Annotated in this window: 13 protein-coding genes; 9 read left to right on the plus strand and 4 right to left on the minus strand. The window is 37.1% G+C overall.

The window, feature by feature from the left end; genetic code table 11:
* Positions 1-68: 68 nt before the first annotated feature.
* Positions 69-1,700 (minus strand): C69 family dipeptidase, encoded by a 1,632-nt coding sequence (locus K322_RS0100565; RefSeq protein WP_026625101.1) that lies wholly within the window; start codon positions 1,698-1,700, stop codon positions 69-71.
* Positions 1,701-2,116: 416 nt separating this feature from the next.
* Here K322_RS0100565 and K322_RS0100570 point away from each other — a divergent pair, with 416 nt between their 5' ends.
* Complete coding sequence (locus K322_RS0100570) at positions 2,117-2,902, plus strand: hypothetical protein (RefSeq protein WP_035330981.1); 786 nt, start codon at positions 2,117-2,119, stop codon at positions 2,900-2,902.
* 20 nt (positions 2,903-2,922) lie between these two features.
* On the opposite strand, the gene K322_RS0100575 is transcribed toward K322_RS0100570, so the two are convergent.
* Together K322_RS0100575 and K322_RS0100580 are read right to left on the minus strand one after the other, a co-directional pair.
* Positions 2,923-5,142: a tetratricopeptide repeat protein gene (locus K322_RS0100575; RefSeq protein WP_026625103.1), complete on the minus strand. Its 2,220-nt coding sequence runs from the start codon at positions 5,140-5,142 to the stop codon at positions 2,923-2,925.
* 33 nt (positions 5,143-5,175) lie between these two features.
* A complete protein-coding gene (locus K322_RS0100580) occupies positions 5,176-7,461 on the minus strand; it encodes a cation:proton antiporter (RefSeq protein ID WP_026625104.1) in 2,286 nt (761 codons plus the stop codon).
* 371 nt (positions 7,462-7,832) lie between these two features.
* Here K322_RS0100580 and K322_RS0100585 point away from each other — a divergent pair, with 371 nt between their 5' ends.
* The 5 genes from K322_RS0100585 to K322_RS0100605 all read left to right on the plus strand — a co-directional run bounded on the left by K322_RS0100585 (position 7,833) and on the right by K322_RS0100605 (position 14,590).
* Entirely contained in the window at positions 7,833-8,387 is a 555-nt protein-coding gene (locus tag K322_RS0100585) for a helix-turn-helix domain-containing protein (RefSeq protein ID WP_026625105.1), read from the plus strand.
* Between the two features lie 150 nt (positions 8,388-8,537).
* Positions 8,538-10,184, plus strand: coding sequence for an AMP-binding protein (locus tag K322_RS0100590; RefSeq protein WP_026625106.1), 1,647 nt, complete (start codon positions 8,538-8,540; stop codon positions 10,182-10,184).
* A gap of 412 nt (positions 10,185-10,596) precedes the next feature.
* Positions 10,597-12,132: a Do family serine endopeptidase gene (locus K322_RS0100595; protein WP_026625107.1), complete on the plus strand. Its 1,536-nt coding sequence runs from the start codon at positions 10,597-10,599 to the stop codon at positions 12,130-12,132.
* Between the two features lie 196 nt (positions 12,133-12,328).
* Positions 12,329-13,189, plus strand: coding sequence for a sigma-70 family RNA polymerase sigma factor (locus K322_RS0100600; protein ID WP_026625108.1), 861 nt, complete (start codon positions 12,329-12,331; stop codon positions 13,187-13,189).
* A gap of 144 nt (positions 13,190-13,333) precedes the next feature.
* Positions 13,334-14,590 carry a cation:proton antiporter gene (locus tag K322_RS0100605; RefSeq protein ID WP_026625109.1) on the plus strand — a complete coding sequence of 419 codons (1,257 nt, stop codon included), beginning with the start codon at positions 13,334-13,336 and terminating at the stop codon, positions 14,588-14,590.
* 8 nt (positions 14,591-14,598) lie between these two features.
* On the opposite strand, the gene ybaK is transcribed toward K322_RS0100605, so the two are convergent.
* Positions 14,599-15,078, minus strand: coding sequence for a Cys-tRNA(Pro) deacylase (gene ybaK / locus K322_RS0100610; protein WP_026625110.1), 480 nt, complete (start codon positions 15,076-15,078; stop codon positions 14,599-14,601).
* A 388-nt stretch (positions 15,079-15,466) separates the two neighbouring features.
* Here ybaK and K322_RS0100615 point away from each other — a divergent pair, with 388 nt between their 5' ends.
* From K322_RS0100615 to K322_RS0100625, 3 genes are all read left to right on the plus strand, one after another.
* Entirely contained in the window at positions 15,467-15,802 is a 336-nt protein-coding gene (locus K322_RS0100615; RefSeq protein WP_026625111.1) for an RNA recognition motif domain-containing protein, read from the plus strand.
* Positions 15,803-16,049: 247 nt separating this feature from the next.
* Entirely contained in the window at positions 16,050-17,819 is a 1,770-nt protein-coding gene (locus K322_RS18250; RefSeq protein ID WP_246037253.1) for an LptF/LptG family permease, read from the plus strand.
* A gap of 5 nt (positions 17,820-17,824) precedes the next feature.
* Positions 17,825-19,042 (plus strand): bifunctional 3,4-dihydroxy-2-butanone-4-phosphate synthase/GTP cyclohydrolase II, encoded by a 1,218-nt coding sequence (locus K322_RS0100625; protein WP_026625112.1) that lies wholly within the window; start codon positions 17,825-17,827, stop codon positions 19,040-19,042.
* The last annotated feature ends 76 nt before the right edge of the window (positions 19,043-19,118 follow it).

The raw sequence follows: 19,118 nt of genomic DNA on the forward strand, positions 1-19,118 counted from the left end.
TTACTAAAAAGCCGCAGTGATATATCTCTGCGGCTTTTGTTATAGAAAGGTCTGCGACCTTAGTAATGTTAATGTATTTTATACTTGTCTCCTGTTTCTTTAGCCACTTTATCATAATAGTTTTGCGGGTATCCAACACGCTGCGGTGAAGATGGACCTCCATGCTCGTTGCGGATAAATTGTCCGTCTTTTTCTTTACGAACTACTCCGTCCATATATTTTATAGTAAGGAATTCTCCTAGTTTTTTCCATCTGTCGAATGCAAATTGGGCTTCTTCTGTGCTGTAAGCAGTTAAGAAAGCTATGGCTTTGTCGGGAGATTCAGCATATAGTTGTTTTGCTTTTGCTTCGATTTCTGCTTGTTGAGAAATGAATTTGCCTTCCAGTTCCTGTTGCACTTTCTGTACCTCAGGGTACATATAGTTGTACTTGTTATATACCATATTAGACACCCAGTTGTGGATCCAAAATCCGGAAGTCCAAGAGAAGGTATACAAATCTCCATTGCCAATTCTGTAACATTCAGGAGTTTCGGTGATAGAACAATACATCGGTGTGAATACAGTCATAGCGGCATCATCTACTCCAAACCAAAGTACGCCTCCGATTGCATTGGGTAGCCATGAGCGCATTTGTGAAACAAATACAAAACCGGTTTGCTGTGTCGATATTGGACGTTCGTTACAATATTTTACAGAATCTGATTTCCATTCGAGAGGAGCCCATCTGTATGGTGATTCGAATGGTCCTGCTCCGGCATCGTAACGTCCGTCAAGAGGAGTATCTTCATAATGATCTCTCATCATCGCTTGTACATCACTCAAGCTCAGTTTTCTGTCTGGTTTGATGTATAATGGCATCGGGTCTTGTGTTTTACCCTGTGCGTAAGTCACAAATTTAGCCATGTCCTTATTGTAGCGGTTGAAAAAGCTCCAGACACGGGCTTCGCAAAAACGTTGTCCTCCGAAATCGAGCGGGTTGTATGCTTTCGCAAAGCTGAAGTCTGCATCTTTGCCCGAATAATATCCTTTTTCCTTAGCAAATGATATTACATCTTTCGAATAAATACAGTTTTTTGTATCATTCAGAGGAAACTGCTGTATCCGAGATTGGTTTGCATGTGCTGATATACAATCGTCCGGAATCCGTACGGCAGCCCACACTGCTCCTTTTCGGTCTTTTCCTTTTCCGATCATTTCAAGCACCCATATTTCATTCGGGTCTGCAATAGAAAATGATTCACCGCTGCTGGCGTATCCATATTCATTAACCAGGTCGGTCATTACTTTAATCGCTTCTTTGGCGTTTTTTGCACGTTGAAGTGTTATGTATATTAAGCTGCCGTAATCTATAATTCCGGCAGGATCAACTAATTCTTCACGTCCGCCGAATGTAGTTTCGGCAATTGTAAGTTGATGCTCATTGGTGTTTCCTACTACATTGTAGGTCTGTGCGGCTTGTTTTATTTCACCTAAATATTTTCCGGTGTCCCATTCATACACTTTCAGCATTTCATCTTTAGTGTAAGTTTTAGCCGGCCAATGATACAGTTCTCCGTATAACGCGTAAGAGTCGGCAGAGTAGGATACTAATGTAGATCCGTCTGTGGAGGCTGCTTTTCCCACTAATAGATTTGTACAGGCAAATCCATTCGGAAAAGATATTGCAGCCATAAAAAGCAGAAATAAAACCTTCTTCATTCTTTATATTTTGCAAATTATATTTAAACAGTAGCCAAATATCCGATTTTTTAGTCGAAAATCTGTACTTTTGATCGTAAAGATATATTATATCGAACAAAGAAGAAAATATTGATAGGGTGTATTTGACACATATTAAAATATTAAAAATATTTCTTATAATTTGATAATATTATATGTTGTAGAATATGTTTTTTTATTTGGTGTATAAGCCGGAAATCTTTTCCTTTGTATCGATAACCTAAAACAATCTTTTTACCTTAAACACTAATACCTAAATTAACTCATAAAAGGAGGTTTTGTGAAAAATCTCCTTTTATTATGTCCTGTCCATTATTTTATCTTATCTAATAGTTTTCTGCTCCGGATATTTATTACATTTGTTTGTTAATTTTTCTGAATATTATATCTATTGTATGAAAAAAGCATTGAAGGGGTATTTACTACTTATTTGTTTGTTGGTGAGCATGTCTGTATTATCGAAAAATGATCAGACCGAAATTCATTTTTTCTCGGTTTATGAGCTGTCTCCCAAAACAACAGCATTAGTAATTAATCAAGCAGAATCGGAAGATGATATCACTTTGTTAGATGAAGTATTTAATAGTATTGATGAGTCGGATTCTATTCGTGCCGAATTTTATTCTAGCTTGTATGACAATAAAAAATTTACGACACTTCATTATTATGACACTACAGGTGTCTATAAATTGATGATTAATAAGAAATTATCAAAAGAACTCTTGCCCCTTATTGAAAACGAATACTACATATATGGTTTAAAAGGATATTCTAAGTCTAAAATAAAAGACATAACATTAGCCTTGGATGAATGTATGACTAATGTATTTGCTTTTCCGCTACAGAATTTCGATGTAAAGCAAAATGGACATCCTGTTTTAGCAACAGATCAGAAGCTGGATATTGTATACGGAAAAGAGTATAAAGATGCCGAGCAAAAGATAAACCAATATTTCGATAACATCGAAGCGGATTATAAAGACCAGACTTCAGTGGTGGTATTCGCAAATATAGGCGATTTGTATCTGGCTTATAGTGATGATTTTAAATGGAATCAGAACCTGTCGGAAGATACTAAATGTTTTTTCCCGTCTCGGATGGCATTTAAAATAGAACCAGATAAGGGAGTTAATCTTATCTGGTCGGATGGTTTGGATTTATATGGAATTCCTTGTGATTAAAATTAAAGCCTTATAATATTTCAATCGAGCTTGTATCTGATCTCATCAAATAGAAGGGGCAAGAATGACTCATCTATTCCTGCGGATATTAGTTCTGCCTTGTCGTCCTCAAATAATTTTAGGAACTGATCGAATCCCGAAAGTTTTGATATCACATTTAAATAATGGCTAAGAGCTGTTTTTTTATTGTTTAGGCATAATTGTACATGTCCTGCATTCAGGAAATCATGAGCGTTGGGCTTGTCTGATAATATTTGTTGATAATATTTCTCGGCAACATCAAACTTCCGCAGAAGAAAAGCAGTCCATGCTATCGGACGCCATGCTTTATTACTTTTGGTTTCGAGTACTTCTACCTTGAAATAGCAGTTCAGAGCTTGTTCATATTCTCCTAATTCTAAATAACAGTGACCGATATTTAATTCAAGATTCAGATTGTTTGGATTTAATTGTGCTGCCCTTTGGTAATACTCAAGAGAATGTTTCGGATCTTTTAGAGAGCGGTATGTTTGCGCAATCCGCTTAATTATCCATGAATTATTAGGCGAAAATACTTCCGCTTGCAGATAAGCATCCAGTGCACCTTGCAAATCGTTTAATATCTGCTTACAGTATCCGATCTTTTGCCATATGTCAGAGTCTTCGATGTGAATTTTGACGAGTTTTTGATATACTGGTAAAGCATCCGAAAAGAAGTTTTTGTCGAAACAGAAATTAGCTATCTGCAGCATGTTTTCTTTTCCTGCAATGAGTGGGGATATCGAATTCAGATCATAAAAATTTAATCGTAGAGTAAATATGTCAAAAAAGTTGCTCCGGTATGGATATAGTTTGAAAAATCGGTACAAATCCTGTATATATTGATTTGAAATTACATCTTCGGCAATTGTCGGGTTAAGGGATTCTGCGTCCCTTTGTAATTCCTTCAATTGTTCGGATTCTTCATTGAATCGCATGGACATCATTTCGCGTTGAGCTGAAGGAATTTGTAACAGGCTCAAAGCAAAAGAGTATTTATCCGAATTACACATGTGCCCGGAATTGAGAACAGCTGTTTGAAGGAATCCGCTAGTGCCCTCTTTGCTCGAAAATATGGTTTGCAGTTCAGAATAAGTTGTATCGAAAGGTAAAAACCAGTTGCTCATATCTCCGAAGAATGTAAAATTCTTGAGATTGGCAAAAGTCGAATGAAAAACATCGGCTCCTTCCATCTGAAGACTCGAATATTCTTGCAGTTTATTTGCCAATCCCGAGTTTTCGAGTTCCTTTTTCCAATCAGGATTCTTATCGGCAAAATCGGTTTCACCCATTAAGTCCTCCATATTGAGCTTTTTTCCTGCGAGAGAATTGAATTTCATCATTTCAGGAATGATTTCCTCTGTCAATTTGCGGCTGATTTCTTCAGTCTCTCTTGATCTGATCAATTGCTTAACCACAGTTAGAATTGATTTTTTGAATGAATCATTTTCAATCAGCGCTTCAAGTCTGAAGTGGCATTCGGGATACAGTTTCCATCTCTTGTCATACATCTGTAGGACGATGATCAACCCGACTATCGCTCTTTGTCTGATGGTTATATCGCTGGCTTTACAAGCTTCGATAAGTACAGTTACTTTGCCTGAATCGAACCGATGAAAAAGACTCATCGTTATTGCTGATATAAATAAGCTCTTTTCACGGACAGGAACATCCTGATTAGATATAAAACTTAAATATTCTTCTTCGTCACCGACATTTGCTCTCGGTGAAGTAAATACAAAGTTAAACATGTCAGAGCCTATTCGCTCTCTTTTGATTGCCAGATCTCTCTTCTGTATGCGTGAGGTTTCGCTGTCATCAAGTAATTCAAGGACAGATAAGGATGCTGATATTTCTTTCAGCTGTTTTATGAAATCACTGAATGTTATAACCGGACGTGCAGCCATTATTCTCAAACGTTCATAGAATAAATTGGAAGAGTCTATCGAAAGCAGTTCGTCTGACGAATCATCTGTTATTTCATATAGTGTCCGCAGGATATTATTATATATAGTATCCTTTTGGGTATCTTCCAGTCCCTCGAACTGATAATGGAGCATATAGGTGTAGTTGGTCTCAAGTTCCGACAATCTTTCGGATATTCTCCAGTCCTGTACATTTACAACCAATTTTGTTAATAGCTCAAAAGCATCTTTCAACTGACGTTTTGACAGTTTATCGAGTATATTCTTTTTAATATTCAGTATTTCTGTACTGCTCATACTTTTCTCCCTTATTGTTTTAACCGCAATAATTTATTCATTCAATAATAGAACCGATGGCATTGACTTGATCCATGACGGATGTTTTTCTTTTAGCGTACGCCAGCTGTTGAGACTGATCATTACCAAATTGTGCTTGTTGAAGATATCTCTGTCAACGGGGATATTATTGTTCCAAAGCTGGAACAGATAAGGATTTACAGCCTTGATTTCTCTGACACTTTTTACAAAATCTATAGAACTGTCCATTAAGCCTATTCCGTCCCATAGGGTTATACGGACATACGAATGACGGGCAATCCGACCCATAAAATCACCAAGAAAAACATCATTTTCGTCAAGTACGGGCACTATCACGTTCTTTATCTCTGTAAGACCTTTATCAATAAATATGCCAACAGGTGCATTGGCGTGGGTTAAAATAGAACGTGTACCTTCGTCTAGTGATAAGATATTGGTTGTCGCAGCTTTTTTCGTTCTGGTTATCCACGAATAAATGTGCGAAGGAATGTGAAGTATTGTATTTGAGACTCCGAGTATATACCCCAGAAAATTCCCTTTACCTCCATAGATAGAGTTCTGGGCACTGATCAAGAGAAAATCATAATTGCCGTTATTACTCATCTGTGCAATCTTACGGGTTGGATTTGCAGCAACTTCAAAAATAGGTGTTATCGGTTGATTCAGAGCCTTGGATGCATATATTACCGGATCGAAAACATCGTGTTCTTCATCTTCCATATCGTGTTGGTACAAATTATTTCCCGGAGATATGTGTACCATATCTATTTCTGAATAAAGATGGTCTTTCTTTACAAAAGAACTGGCTATAAGCAGTAATTTCTTACCAACCACAGAATTCTCGAAAGAGATAAGTATTTTGTACGTCTTACGTTGTGATACTTCTGTTTCAACTGGTCTGTTTTTAAATATCCTTTCTATTAAATCCAGAATCGGACTTGTGAGAAATGTTGTCACCAAAGCCATTACGACCATCATAGCGAATATTTCGGGAGGGAGTATTCCCAGATCGTAACCGATATTCAATACTACAAGCTCCATCAATCCCCTTGTATTCATCAATGCTCCGATGGTCATACTCGATTTCCAGTCGAAACCTAAATATTTCGAAACAAGAGTTCCTCCTACCAGTTTGCCGAAAGTAGCGATAAATATAATGCATCCGCACAATGCCCAAAGTTCGGGAGTGTTGAGCAAGCCTATTTTAGTATTAAGTCCTGTATATACAAAAAACAGAGGTAATAAAACGACCAGCGAAATATCTTCGACTTTATCTACAAACAATTTTCTGAAATTGAGATTAGGAGGCATAATAACTCCTGCCAGAAACGCTCCGAAAAGAGGATGTATGCCGATTATACTTGTAAGATATGCCGATAAAAATAAGGTGAGAAAGAAAATTCCGATAACGGATTTGCTTATAATATTATTCGAAGTCTGGAGATCTGCAATCCTTTGAAGGAAAGGTCTGACCAGTTTAAACATTACTATAACATACAATACGGCAAATGCAATCACGTACAAAGAGCTGATAAATGTTCCCGCTTTTGCAATAGCTATTACTGCAGCTAAGAGACACCAAGCGGTGATATCATCGACGGCCGCACATGTAATGACCATTGCCCCTAATGGGGTTTTGTTGAGTCCCCTTTCATGCACAATTCTAGCCAAAACCGGAAATGCAGTAATACTCATCGCTATACCCATAAATAAAGCGAAAGGTAAAAAATGCACATCTGTAAACGTAAAATAAGGGTATATGAAGTAAGCGAATGTAGTACCCATGACAAAAAGCAGGCCTATACATGAGTGGCTTATAATAACGGCATCATTTGCTCTGTTCTTCAATACCTTGAGATCGAGTTCCATACCTACGATAAACATAAACAGAATAAGACCGATCTCACTCAGCAACTTTATATTATGGATTGATGATTCGGGAAATACAACAGCTGATATTTCCGGAAAATAAGCTCCTAGTAGTGAGGGACCCAATACCACGCCGGCAATAATTTCGCCAATAACTGTTGGTTGTCCTATGCGCTGGCATATCCATCCGAAGAAACGAACAAAAAAGAGTATTACTATGATCTGAAGAATTAGTAAGGCTGCCGAGCTTGTGGCTTCTTCTGCAACCGATCTTATAAAATCATTCCATGCTGAAGTGTTATTCGTTAATTCTGTAATATTCTTTCCTGCTTCCAGATTGCCCTTTCCCAGACTGATTACCGTATATAAAAGTAGTGCTGTTATAGTTAGAACTGAAGTGTAAAAAATTAAGTTTTTATATTTTTTCATATTTTTCGTACACCTTGGTTTTTTAAGGTCTCAGACCTATTAAAGATTTTGGTAAGATAAATAATCAAAGCCTGTTATAAACTAAAAGTATTTTCTGTTACTTAATCGGTGCAAAGATAAATATTTTGAATGTATATCGGGAGAGTTTCCTTTATTAAGATTTTTTTGCCTGCCTGCATTTAGTTTTTTCTTAACTTTGACTTTCGCTATTTTTTAGCTCTCAGACGTATTTATTGACTTTCCCGAGCAAAATAATAAGAAAGATTTATGTCTTAGGAAAATATATCATTAAATATTTACTGTTGTTTTAAAATGCAATACATCGTTATACTTACAAATACATGTTTAATAAATAAAATTTCATTTGAAATATGAATGAAGAACTAAAACAAATTGGACTGCGCCTGAAAGGGTTGCGTGATGCCATGGATCTTTCGAAGAAAGAATTCGCTGCATCCTGTGATATCCCTTTGGAAGACTACATTAAGTACGAGGCTGGAGAAAAAGATTTCTCTATAAGCATGCTTAAGAATATTGCGACCAAATACAATGTGGATATAACTACCCTGATGTTTGATGAAGAACCCCGCATGAGCAGTTATGCTCTTACCCGCCGCGAAAAAGGTCTTGAGATAAAGCGTGTCGAAGATTATCAGTATCAGGCTTTGGCAAGCGGATTTACAAACCGCAAAGCCGATGTTTTTGTTGTTACGGTTCAGCCTAAGAGTGATGATACCCCAATACATTTAAGCTCGCACCCGGGACAGGAGTTTAACCTTGTGTTTAAAGGACGCTTACTAATCCGTATAAACGGAAAAGATTTGATTCTTGAAAAAGGAGACAGCTTGTATTTCGATCCGAGTCTGCCTCATGGGATGAAAGCTTTGGATGGCAAGCCTGTGAAGTTTTTAGCTGTAGTTGTTTAAGGTTGCAGACCTCTTGGTAATCAATTAAAAGTTGAAGACGGAGAATGTTTTCAATTTAATAAAATCATTAAATATTTGCTTTTAATTTAAGTATAAGCAATGATAACAGAGTAGTTAGTCTACCTTAAACTTATCAAAAATAACAATACAATGTTAGAAAAATTTTTAACAAAAACATCTTTCTCTTCCATAGATGATTTCAAGCAAAATTTTCATATAAATGTTCCCGATAATTTCAACTTTGCCTATGATGTTGTAGACGAATGGGCAAAAGCAGAACCGAACAAAATAGCACTTTGCTGGGCTAATGAAGAAGGTGAACACATCAACTTTACATTCAAGGATATAAAGGAACAAAGCGATAAGGCAGCTTCTTATTTCCAGACTTTAGGAATCGGAAAAGGAGATATGGTGATGCTGATATTGAAACGCCGTTATGAGTTTTGGTTTTCCATTATCGGCCTGCACAAAATCGGGGCGATAGCTATACCGGCAACACACCTTCTGACCCCTAAAGATATTATATACCGCAATAATGCAGCTGATATAAAAGCCATCATCGTTACCGATGACGAATTTATTCATCAGCATGTAGAGGATGCGCTGCCCAAATCGCCAACAGTAAAACATATTGTGGCTTGCGGAAAAATAATTCCTCCCGGATGGAAAGATTTTCATAAAGGATTGAATGATGCTCCATTGTTTGAGCGTCCTGCTCATGTTAATAATAATGACGATATTTCATTGTTGTATTTTACTTCGGGCACAACTGGCGAACCTAAAATGGTGATTCATAATTTTACTTATCCACTCGGACATATTGTTACGGCTAAATATTGGCATAACCTGAATGAAGATAGTATTCACCTGACAGTTTCCGATACGGGATGGGCAAAAGCTGCATGGGGAAAACTCTATGGACAGTGGATTGTCGGAGCTACAATCGTTGCTTATGACCATGAAAAGTTTACTCCTGCAAAAATATTGAATCTGATTCAGGATTGTAAGATTACTTCCTTTTGTGCACCACCTACGGTATATCGGTTCTTGATTCGTGAAGATCTTTCTAAATATGACTTATCATCTCTTGAGTATTGTACAACAGCCGGAGAAGCTCTTAATCCTTCTGTTTTTGAGACATTTTATAAGGCAACAGGAATTAAGATGATGGAAGCTTTCGGACAAACCGAAACAACTCCTACCATTGTAACTTTCCCGTGGGTTGAACCCAAACCCGGGTCTATGGGGATTCCTAATCCCGTTTATGATATAGATTTGCTTACCGGAGAAGGACGTTCGGCTGAAGAAGGAGAATCGGGAGAGGTGGTTATTCGTACCGATCATGGCAAACCTTTAGGATTGTTTATGGGATATTATCGGGACGAGGAACTTACGAAATCTGTTTATGCCGATAATGTTTATCATACCGGCGATGTTGCCTGGCGCGATCAGGATGGGTATTATTGGTTTATCGGACGTATTGATGATGTCATCAAAAGTTCAGGGTATCGTATCGGACCATTTGAGGTCGAAAGTGCATTGATGACACATCCTGCTGTTGTGGAATGCGCCATAACAGGAGTACCCGATGAGGTACGCGGACAGGTTATAAAAGCGACCATTATATTAGCATCTGATTATAAAGATAAAGCCGGGGAGCATTTGATTAAAGAGATTCAGGATCATGTGAAAAAAGTGACTGCTCCATATAAATATCCCCGTATTATTGAGTTTGTAGACGAACTGCCTAAAACAATCAGTGGAAAAATTAAACGAGCTGAGATAAGAAAACAGTGATAGTTTTCTGTGTACATAGATAAAAATAGAAAAGCGGCAACATGTGCCGCTTTTCTATTTTTATCTATACACCAAGGGGCACAAAGACTCTTGTTTATAGAACGTTCTTTAAACGATAGAGGGATGGAAAAGGTTTCATACAAGGATGAACATAAAGTGCGTAACTTTTGTTACCTTTTTCGAATTATATAGTTTTCCATTGATGACTGATTCTTAGTTTCTGCCAAAATGTCATTAATACTGTTTGGCTAATTATGAAGTGTCTTGTTAAACGCTGTTAAGCCTAATTATAGCTGGTTAAAAGTGTTAAAAAAAGGTGATGTGGATGATTAAGTGAATGATTTTTGTGTATAAATTTGATATAATTAAAAAGCAATAACAGATCATTAGAAATTAATAAAACAGTTAGAATATGAAGAAACTTTGGAGGAATGCATCTACCTATATTGTAGCAGCGTTGATAAGTGTAGGTGCTTCATACGGAACGTTCAGCTATTTGAATAGCAGATCGGGCTATAGTACATCTGATATGTACAGTTATGCAAAAGAATTTGACCAAAAAAATGTTCATCTGGCGTCTTTGACGGCTGATGGCTACCCCGATTTTACTAAAACGGCCGAGAGTTCGGTACATGCAGTGGTTCATATAAAATCGACAGTTAAGGCTGTTTCGCAGGAATCAAGACGAGGAAGACAGCAAATGATAGACCCTTTTGAATACTTTTTCGGATTTGGTGATCGTGGCGGGCAAGATTTCGGGTATGGAACACCGCAGCCCAGTGTCGGTTACGGGTCAGGAGTTATCATCTCTAATGACGGATATATCGTGACTAATAACCATGTGATAGATAAGGCAACTGAAATAGAGGTTACAATGAACGATAATTCGAAGTATATAGCTAAGCTTGTAGGTGCAGATCCTACTACAGACATTGCATTGCTGAAAATCGAAGGAAAAGAGTTTTCATACATTCCTTTTGGCAATTCTGATAATCTGAAAGTAGGAGAGTGGGTGCTGGCTGTTGGTAATCCTTTCAATCTCACATCTACTGTAACTGCAGGTATTGTTAGTGCAAAAGGACGTGGAGGTATTGGAGCCGGACAAGGTGGTGATATGACCATTCAATCATTCATTCAGACCGATGCGGCTATCAATCCCGGTAACAGTGGGGGAGCATTGGTGAATACCGAAGGACAGTTGGTCGGTATAAACACTGCGATATACTCACAAACCGGAAACTTTGCCGGTTATGGTTTTGCTGTACCTGTTTCTATTGCGGCTAAGGTGGTAGCAGATATTAAAGAATTCGGAACAGTTCAACGTGCTGTACTTGGAGTGATGATCAGTGACATTTCTGTTGCTCAGGATGCTAAATCAGAGAAAGCCAAAGATCTAAAGGTAAAAGAAGGTGCTTTTGTTGGAGGTTTTGCAGACCGGAGTCCGGCTAAAGAAGCTGGAGTATTGGAAGGAGACGTTATCATAGCCGTGAATAATACTAAGGTGAAAAGTGTTGGGGAATTACAGGATCAAGTAAATAGGTATCGTCCGGGTGATAAGGTCGAATTATTGATTGACCGTTATGGTGCTCAGAAGAAAATATCTGTAGTCTTGAAAAACAGTTCGGGCAGTACTGCTGTAATGAAAAAAACTGATGGCTTGGCAATAATTGGTGCGGCATTTAAAGAACTAACAGCAGACCAGAAACGCCAGTACGGAGTAAGCTATGGGGTACAGGTTGCCGGAGTTGATAACGGAGGACGCTTCAAGAAAGAAGGAATTGAGAAAGGTTTCATTGTTATGAAAATCAATAATCAATCCGTATCTTCTGTAGAGGATGTTGAAGGCATTATTCAGGCAGTCGGAAAATCTCAGGATAAAGGTTTGTTTATATCCGGATTTTATCCAAACGGACGTACTAAATATTATGCTATAGATCTGGGAGAATAATAAATTAAACATATTTAACAATGAGTAACGTTTAATTCTCTGATCAAAAAGGGGAATTAAACGTTATTATATTAGTGATAACAGTAACATCGTGTAGAGTATCGGAATATGTTTTTCAATTAGATATTAGCTAAATTGATAATTATTTGTTACCTTTGCACACCCGTTTTAAATTAATATCTATACAATATAATAAATGAGACAGTTAAAGATTACAAAATCGATTACCAATCGAGAAAGTGCATCTTTGGATAAGTATCTTCAAGAGATTGGTAGGGAGGATCTTATCACTGTAGAAGAAGAGGTTGAATTGGCTCAGGCTATCAAGAGAGGTGACCGGGCGGCATTAGAAAAGCTGACTCGTGCTAATCTTCGTTTTGTGGTGTCTGTGGCAAAACAATATCAGAATCAGGGATTAAGTCTGCCTGACCTTATCAACGAAGGTAACCTCGGATTGATTAAGGCTGCGGAGAAATTTGATGAAACCAGAGGGTTTAAATTCATCAGTTACGCTGTATGGTGGATTCGTCAATCAATCTTGCAGGCTTTGGCCGAACAGTCTCGTATTGTCAGATTACCATTAAATCAGGTAGGTTCTTTAAATAAGATCAGTAAGGCTTTCTCTAAATTCGAACAGGAAAATGAGAGAAAACCTTCGGCAGAAGAACTTTCAGAACAATTGGATATTCCGGTTGATAAGATTGCCGATTCATTGAAAGTTTCAGGACGGCATATATCAATGGATGCCCCTTTTGTTGAGGGAGAAGACAATAGTTTGTTGGATGTATTGGTCAATGATGATGCTCCGATTGCAGACCGCTCATTGATTAATGAGTCTTTACAACAAGAGATTGAGAGAGCTTTGTCTACACTTACCGAAAGAGAAAGTGATATCATTAAAATGTTCTTCGGAATAGGATGTCAGGAGATGACATTGGAAGAAATTGGTGATAAATTTCAATTGACCCGCGAACGTGTAAGACAAATCAAAGAGAAGGCTATCAAAAGATTACGCCAAAATTCGAGAAGTAAATTGCTAAAAGGTTATCTGGGGTGATATAATCCGGATAAAGTAAATAAAATCAAAGGCTATCTGTTATAGATAGTCTTTTTTTTTGTTCTTACATGTTTGAAAACAAAATCGATTTTATATATTTGTTCCTCTTATTTATTAGGGTTTCTTATAAGTAAACACAACACAATGGAATTATACTACTCTTTTTCGATCTTAATTGTTATAGCTACAGTATTTTATTATTTGAACTTGCGGTTCTTAAAACTTCCGGCTACTATAGGTATTATGGTTATAGCCATGGTGTTATCAATAGCATTGGTTTTTATCGGTAATTTGGTAACAGCAGGTCCTTTACAGGATTTCTCGGTGCTAATCCGTAATATAGACTTTACGGAGATTCTGATGAACTGTATGCTTAATTTTCTTCTTTTTGCAGGAGCGATCCATATAAATATGAGTGACCTCAAAGAGCAGAAAGTCCCGATTATGGTTTTCTCTACATTGAGTGTTGTTATCTCTACATTTGTGGTTGGCTTTACATTGTATTTTCTGTTAAATGTATTGTTGCCGGTTGGCTTACATCTGAAAATATCTCTGATATATTGCCTCCTCTTTGGAGCACTGATATCTCCAACCGATCCGATAGCAGTATTGAGTATACTAAAACAAGCCAAAGTTTCTAAATCCCTGGAGACAAAAGTTGCGGGAGAATCATTGTTTAATGACGGGGTTGCTGTAGTTGTATTTGCGGTGATACTGAAAATTGCACAAGGAGAATCAATAGATTTGTCATTCACTCATATATCGTGGTTGTTTATAAAAGAAGCGTTGGGGGGATTTGTAGTTGGGGTTATACTCGGGTATATTGCGGCTCTGGCAATGAAAACAGCAAATGATTATAAACTTTCGGTGCTTGTGACTTTATCTGTGGTAATGGGAGGAGCGATAGTTGCTCATTCAATGCATATTTCGGGTCCGTTGACGATGGTTGCGGCAGGATTGATAATAGGGGAGTCGAAACGAAAAAGATACGATCTGGAAGAAGGGAATATAAATCATGTTGGAGCCTTCTGGGAATTACTCGATGAGGTTTTAAACGCTATACTATTCTTGTTTATAGGTTTCGAACTTTTATTAATACCAAATTTGCATGAATATTGGCTGATTGGTGCTATCTGTATCTTTGTAGTTTTATTTGCCCGTTATATTTCAATAAAAATACCAACATTGATAATTCCTTTTAAGGAAAAATTCTCAAGTGGAACTATTAAGATCTTAGTTTGGGGTGGTTTACGTGGGGGTGTTTCCATTGCGTTGGCTTTATCCGTACCCGAAGGTGATATGAAGCCGGTTTTGATTGCAGCAACCTACTTTGTTGTTGTCTTTTCTATAATAGTACAGGGGCTGACTATTGGTAAATTGGCAAATAAGATTAAGATTTAAGAATATATTTATTCGGATAGTAAATAAAAGATATGGGCTTCGGTGATCTTTATAAGATCAGCCGGAGCTATTTTTATCTGTAGCCCTCTTTGTCCTGCACTGATGTATATAAACTCAAAATTGTTGCAGGTTTCATGTATGTATGTAGGGAATTTCTTTTTCATTCCGATAGGAGAACATGCCCCTCGTATGTATCCGGTAATGCTTAATAGGTCTTTCATTAATATCATGTGACAACTCTTGTTTCCCGATGCTTTTGCCGCAACTTTCAGGTCTAATTCTTCGGCTCCTGGTATCACACATACAAAATAGCCCGATTTATCACCATGTAATACCAATGTTTTGAATACTTGTTCAATAGGTTCTTCAAGTTGTTCTGCTACATGTATAGCACTGAGATCTGACTCGTCAACATTATATGGAATGAGACTATAAGTTATTTTTGCCTGATCTAATAATCTGGCGGCATTTGTTTTATGTATTTTCATTAAGATGATAAATAGATAGCTGAAAGTGTATAATAGCATATCTTAAAGTGATAGCTATCCGTTGCTTTGATATGTTTATTTCGTAAATAACAAGGTCTAAAATCCTAATAGATGCAAAAATACGGATTTATTTCTGGGGAGCATGAAATTGATGTTAATAAAAGGCGTGAAGTATTAATTTTTAGTTAAAAAAGGCTTCGGGCTTAAACTTAATAACCTCAATAATATTGAATGTAATTTTTTATTCTTTATATTTGCGATGCATAGAGATATTTTACAGACAGTATTAAATTATTTTTCAAGTGACCTTGGTAAGTTTTTTCATTTCTCTCTGAAATTTGATTCTCTGCAAAACACAATTTTATTTATTTTTTTTAATTACATTTTTATGAACATTTTTATTGCAGGGTTAAGCTACAGTATCACAGATGCTGACCTAAATGATTTATTCGGAGAGTATGGCGAGATTACTTCTGCTAAGGTTGTTATGGACAGAGAAACAAACCGTTCAAAAGGTTATGGCTTTGTTGAAATGAACGACGAAGCTGCAGGTCAAAAAGCTATCGATGAATTAAATGGTGCAGAATATGACGGAAGAACTATTTCTGTATCTGTAGCACGTCCAAGAGCTGAAGGCGGACAACGCAGAAGCGGAGGCAACGGTGGTGGCTTCAACAGAAGAGGTGGTAACGGCGGTGGCGGTTACAACCGTGACAGATATTGATATTTAGATTTTTTAAAATATATGATATCAGAAGGGATAGTATTAACTATCCCTTTTCTGTTGTAAAGCAGCTTTTTTTGTTAACTTTGTGGTCTAAAAGAGAATTTTTTTTTTAGATATTCCGATGCTTTTACAAGTATAGAAACTATTAAGGTATATTGTTGTAAATCTTTCAGTTGCTTAATTAATGCTACGTATAAAACGGTTATACTTATATATATTACAGACTTTTGTACCTGTGTTTTTTATGACATTTGCCATTTGTCTGTTTATTATCTTGATGCAGTTCCTTTGGAAATATGTTGAGGATCTTGTAGGTAAAGGGTTGGAGCCCCATGTTTTGGCGGAATTGTTTGCGTATGCTGCACTTTCTTTAGTGCCTATGGCCTTACCGTTAGCTATTTTATTGGCATCTCTTATGACATTTGGTAATTTGGGCGAGAGATTTGAACTTACAGCTATTAAAGCTGCCGGTATCTCATTGTTGAAGGCTATGCGTCCTCTTATCTTGCTTATAGCCGCCGTTAGTGTGGGTGCCTTTTATTTTCAGAATGATGTAATACCAAGAGTCAATGTTAAGTTTCGGACATTGATGATCTCTATAAAACAAAAATCTCCGGAATTGCAGATTCCGGAAAATACATTTTCTTCGGATATTAATAATTACAATCTTTTTGTAAAGGAAAAAGATAAAGAAACAGGAATGCTTCGGGATGTGATGATATATGATGTATCGAAAGGTTTCGATAACATGGCCGTGATTGTTTGTGATTCGGCTAAGATGCGGACATCATCCAATAAAGATTATCTTTCTCTGACATTGTATTATGGACAGCAGTTTTCGAACGTGAAGCAGTCCGGTTTTAGAGAAAATATGCCTTCTCGGAGTGAGTTTGTTCCATATTCTCGCGAAATATTCAAAGAAAAACAGGTTATTATTCCATTTGATGCGAATTTCAATCGTATTGATGAATCAGCAATGGAAGGGACTCAGTTGGCGAAAAATGTAACTCAATTACGTTCGTCCATAGATTCGCTCAGTAAAATTGTAGACAGCCTTAATGTGACCGACCGTAAGGTGATGGTTAAATATGCCTATGTGTCGTCTCGAAATAATACTCCGCAAGATTCGGTTACTGTAAAAAATAAAGCAGATATTATCCCGATGTCATTCGATTCTGTTGTCAACTCATTATCTATGCAGGAAAAGCAGAGAATCTATTCCGATGCTTTTTCATTAGCCGACAATTCGAAGAGTGATATGCTTTTCAGGTCTTTTGCTAAGATCGATTTGCAGAAAAAAATCAGAGGACATAACGTTGAATTGCAAAAGAAATTTACATTGTCATTTGCCTGTCTTGTCTTTTTCTTTATAGGTGCTCCTCTCGGAGCGATTATCAGGAAAGGAGGGTTGGGTATGCCGGTGGTTATCTCTGTCATTTTGTTCATTATTTATTATATAATAGATAATGTAGGCTTTAAAATGGCCAGAGATGGAGTTTGGCCGGTTTGGCAAGGTGTTTGGTTAAGTTCATTTATACTGTTTCCGTTAGGAGCATTTATAACTTATAAGGCAATTAATGACTCGGCATTGTTTAATGCTGATGCTTATAGGAATTTTTATATTCGATTGTTTGGCGAAAGGGCTGCAATGCCGCTCGAAGAGCTTTATAAAGCCTATAACCGCAATGTTAAATACGGACTTCTGGCTTTTGCCGGATGTGTATTATTTTTATTGATGCATTTTCTGACAAAAGGATTCTTATCTAATATGACAGCCGTACTGGCTTCGATTAGCGGAATTATATATCTGGTATTATTCAGTGAGTTTGTAAGGGAAAGATATGAGTTTTATAAAAAAGCTCAGCAGAAAATAAGGATAACAGTAAAAGAAATAGCCTTTGTCCTTACGATAGGTCTGTTTTTCTATTTTGTTTTGTATCTTTATTATAAAAATAGAATGGCTAATATTATTGCTGAAAATGAAAGTAAAATGTCAACTGTTCAAAATATATAAATATTATGTCTGGTTTTAAATTAAATACAATAGAGGAAGCTCTAGCAGAAATCAAAAATGGCAATTTTGTAGTTGTTGTTGATGATGAAGACCGTGAAAATGAAGGAGACCTTATTATAGCTGCCGAAGCTATAACTCCCGAAAAAGTAAACTTTATGGAGACCCATGCCAAAGGTCTCTTGTGTGTTCCTCTAACCGGTGAGCGTTGCGATGAATTGGATCTGCCTATGATGGTTACATCTAATACATCGGTGCATGCTACACCATTTACCGTGTCGGTTGATTTACTAGGTCATGGATGTACTACGGGTATATCTTCATTTGACCGTTCGCAAACTATATTAGCTCTAGCAGATAAAGAAACTAAGCCCGAAGATTTAGGGCGTCCCGGTCATGTTTTTCCTCTAAGAGCCAGAGATAAAGGCGTTCTAAGCAGGGTTGGACATACTGAGGCTGCTGTTGATTTGGCTAAATTGGCGGGAATGCAGCCTGCGGGAGTTTTGATTGAAATAAAGAAAGAAGATGGCGAAATGGCTCGTCTTCCCGAATTGATAGAATTTTCGAAAGAACACAATCTGAAAATAATTTCAGTGGCAGATCTTGTTAAATACAGACTAGAACGTGAAACATTAATCGAAAAAGGAACAGAGGTAAAAATGCCTACCGAATTCGGAGACTTTCATCTTATCCCTTTCAGACAAAAATCGAATGGGCTGGAACATATTGCTTTGATTAAAGGTACATGGACAAAAGATGAACCGATTCTTGTTCGTGTTCACTCTTCATGTATGACCGGTGATATTTTTGGTTCGAAACGTTGTGAATGCGGAGAACAATTGCATAAAGCTATGGAAATGATTCAGAAAGAAGGTAAAGGAGCCATTGTGTATCTGAATCAGGAAGGACGAGGAATCGGACTTATGGCAAAAATGGAGGCTTACAAACTTCAGGAAGAGGGGCTGGATACCGTTGATGCTAATCTTCATTTGGGTTATAAAGCCGATGAAAGAGATTACGGAGTGGGAGCAGCTATTCTTAGGGATTTGAATGTTTGTAAGATGCGCCTGATGTCTAATAATCCCATCAAACGTGTAGGTCTGGAATCTTTCGGACTTGAAGTAGTTGAAAATGTACCTATCGAGGTAAAACCCAATCAATACAATATGTTTTATATGCATACCAAGAAAGAGCGTATGGGGCATACTTTGCATAATGTCGATTGAGAACTTTCTTTATTGGCTGACACCGGATATTATTTAGATTTATTGAATGTATTAATTACGGAAAGTTAGTCTTTGC

It is taken from the genome of Indolivaga capnocytophagoides DSM 22835, assembly GCF_000426485.1.
GTDB classification, from domain to species: Bacteria; Bacteroidota; Bacteroidia; order Bacteroidales; family Dysgonomonadaceae; genus Dysgonomonas_A; species Dysgonomonas_A capnocytophagoides.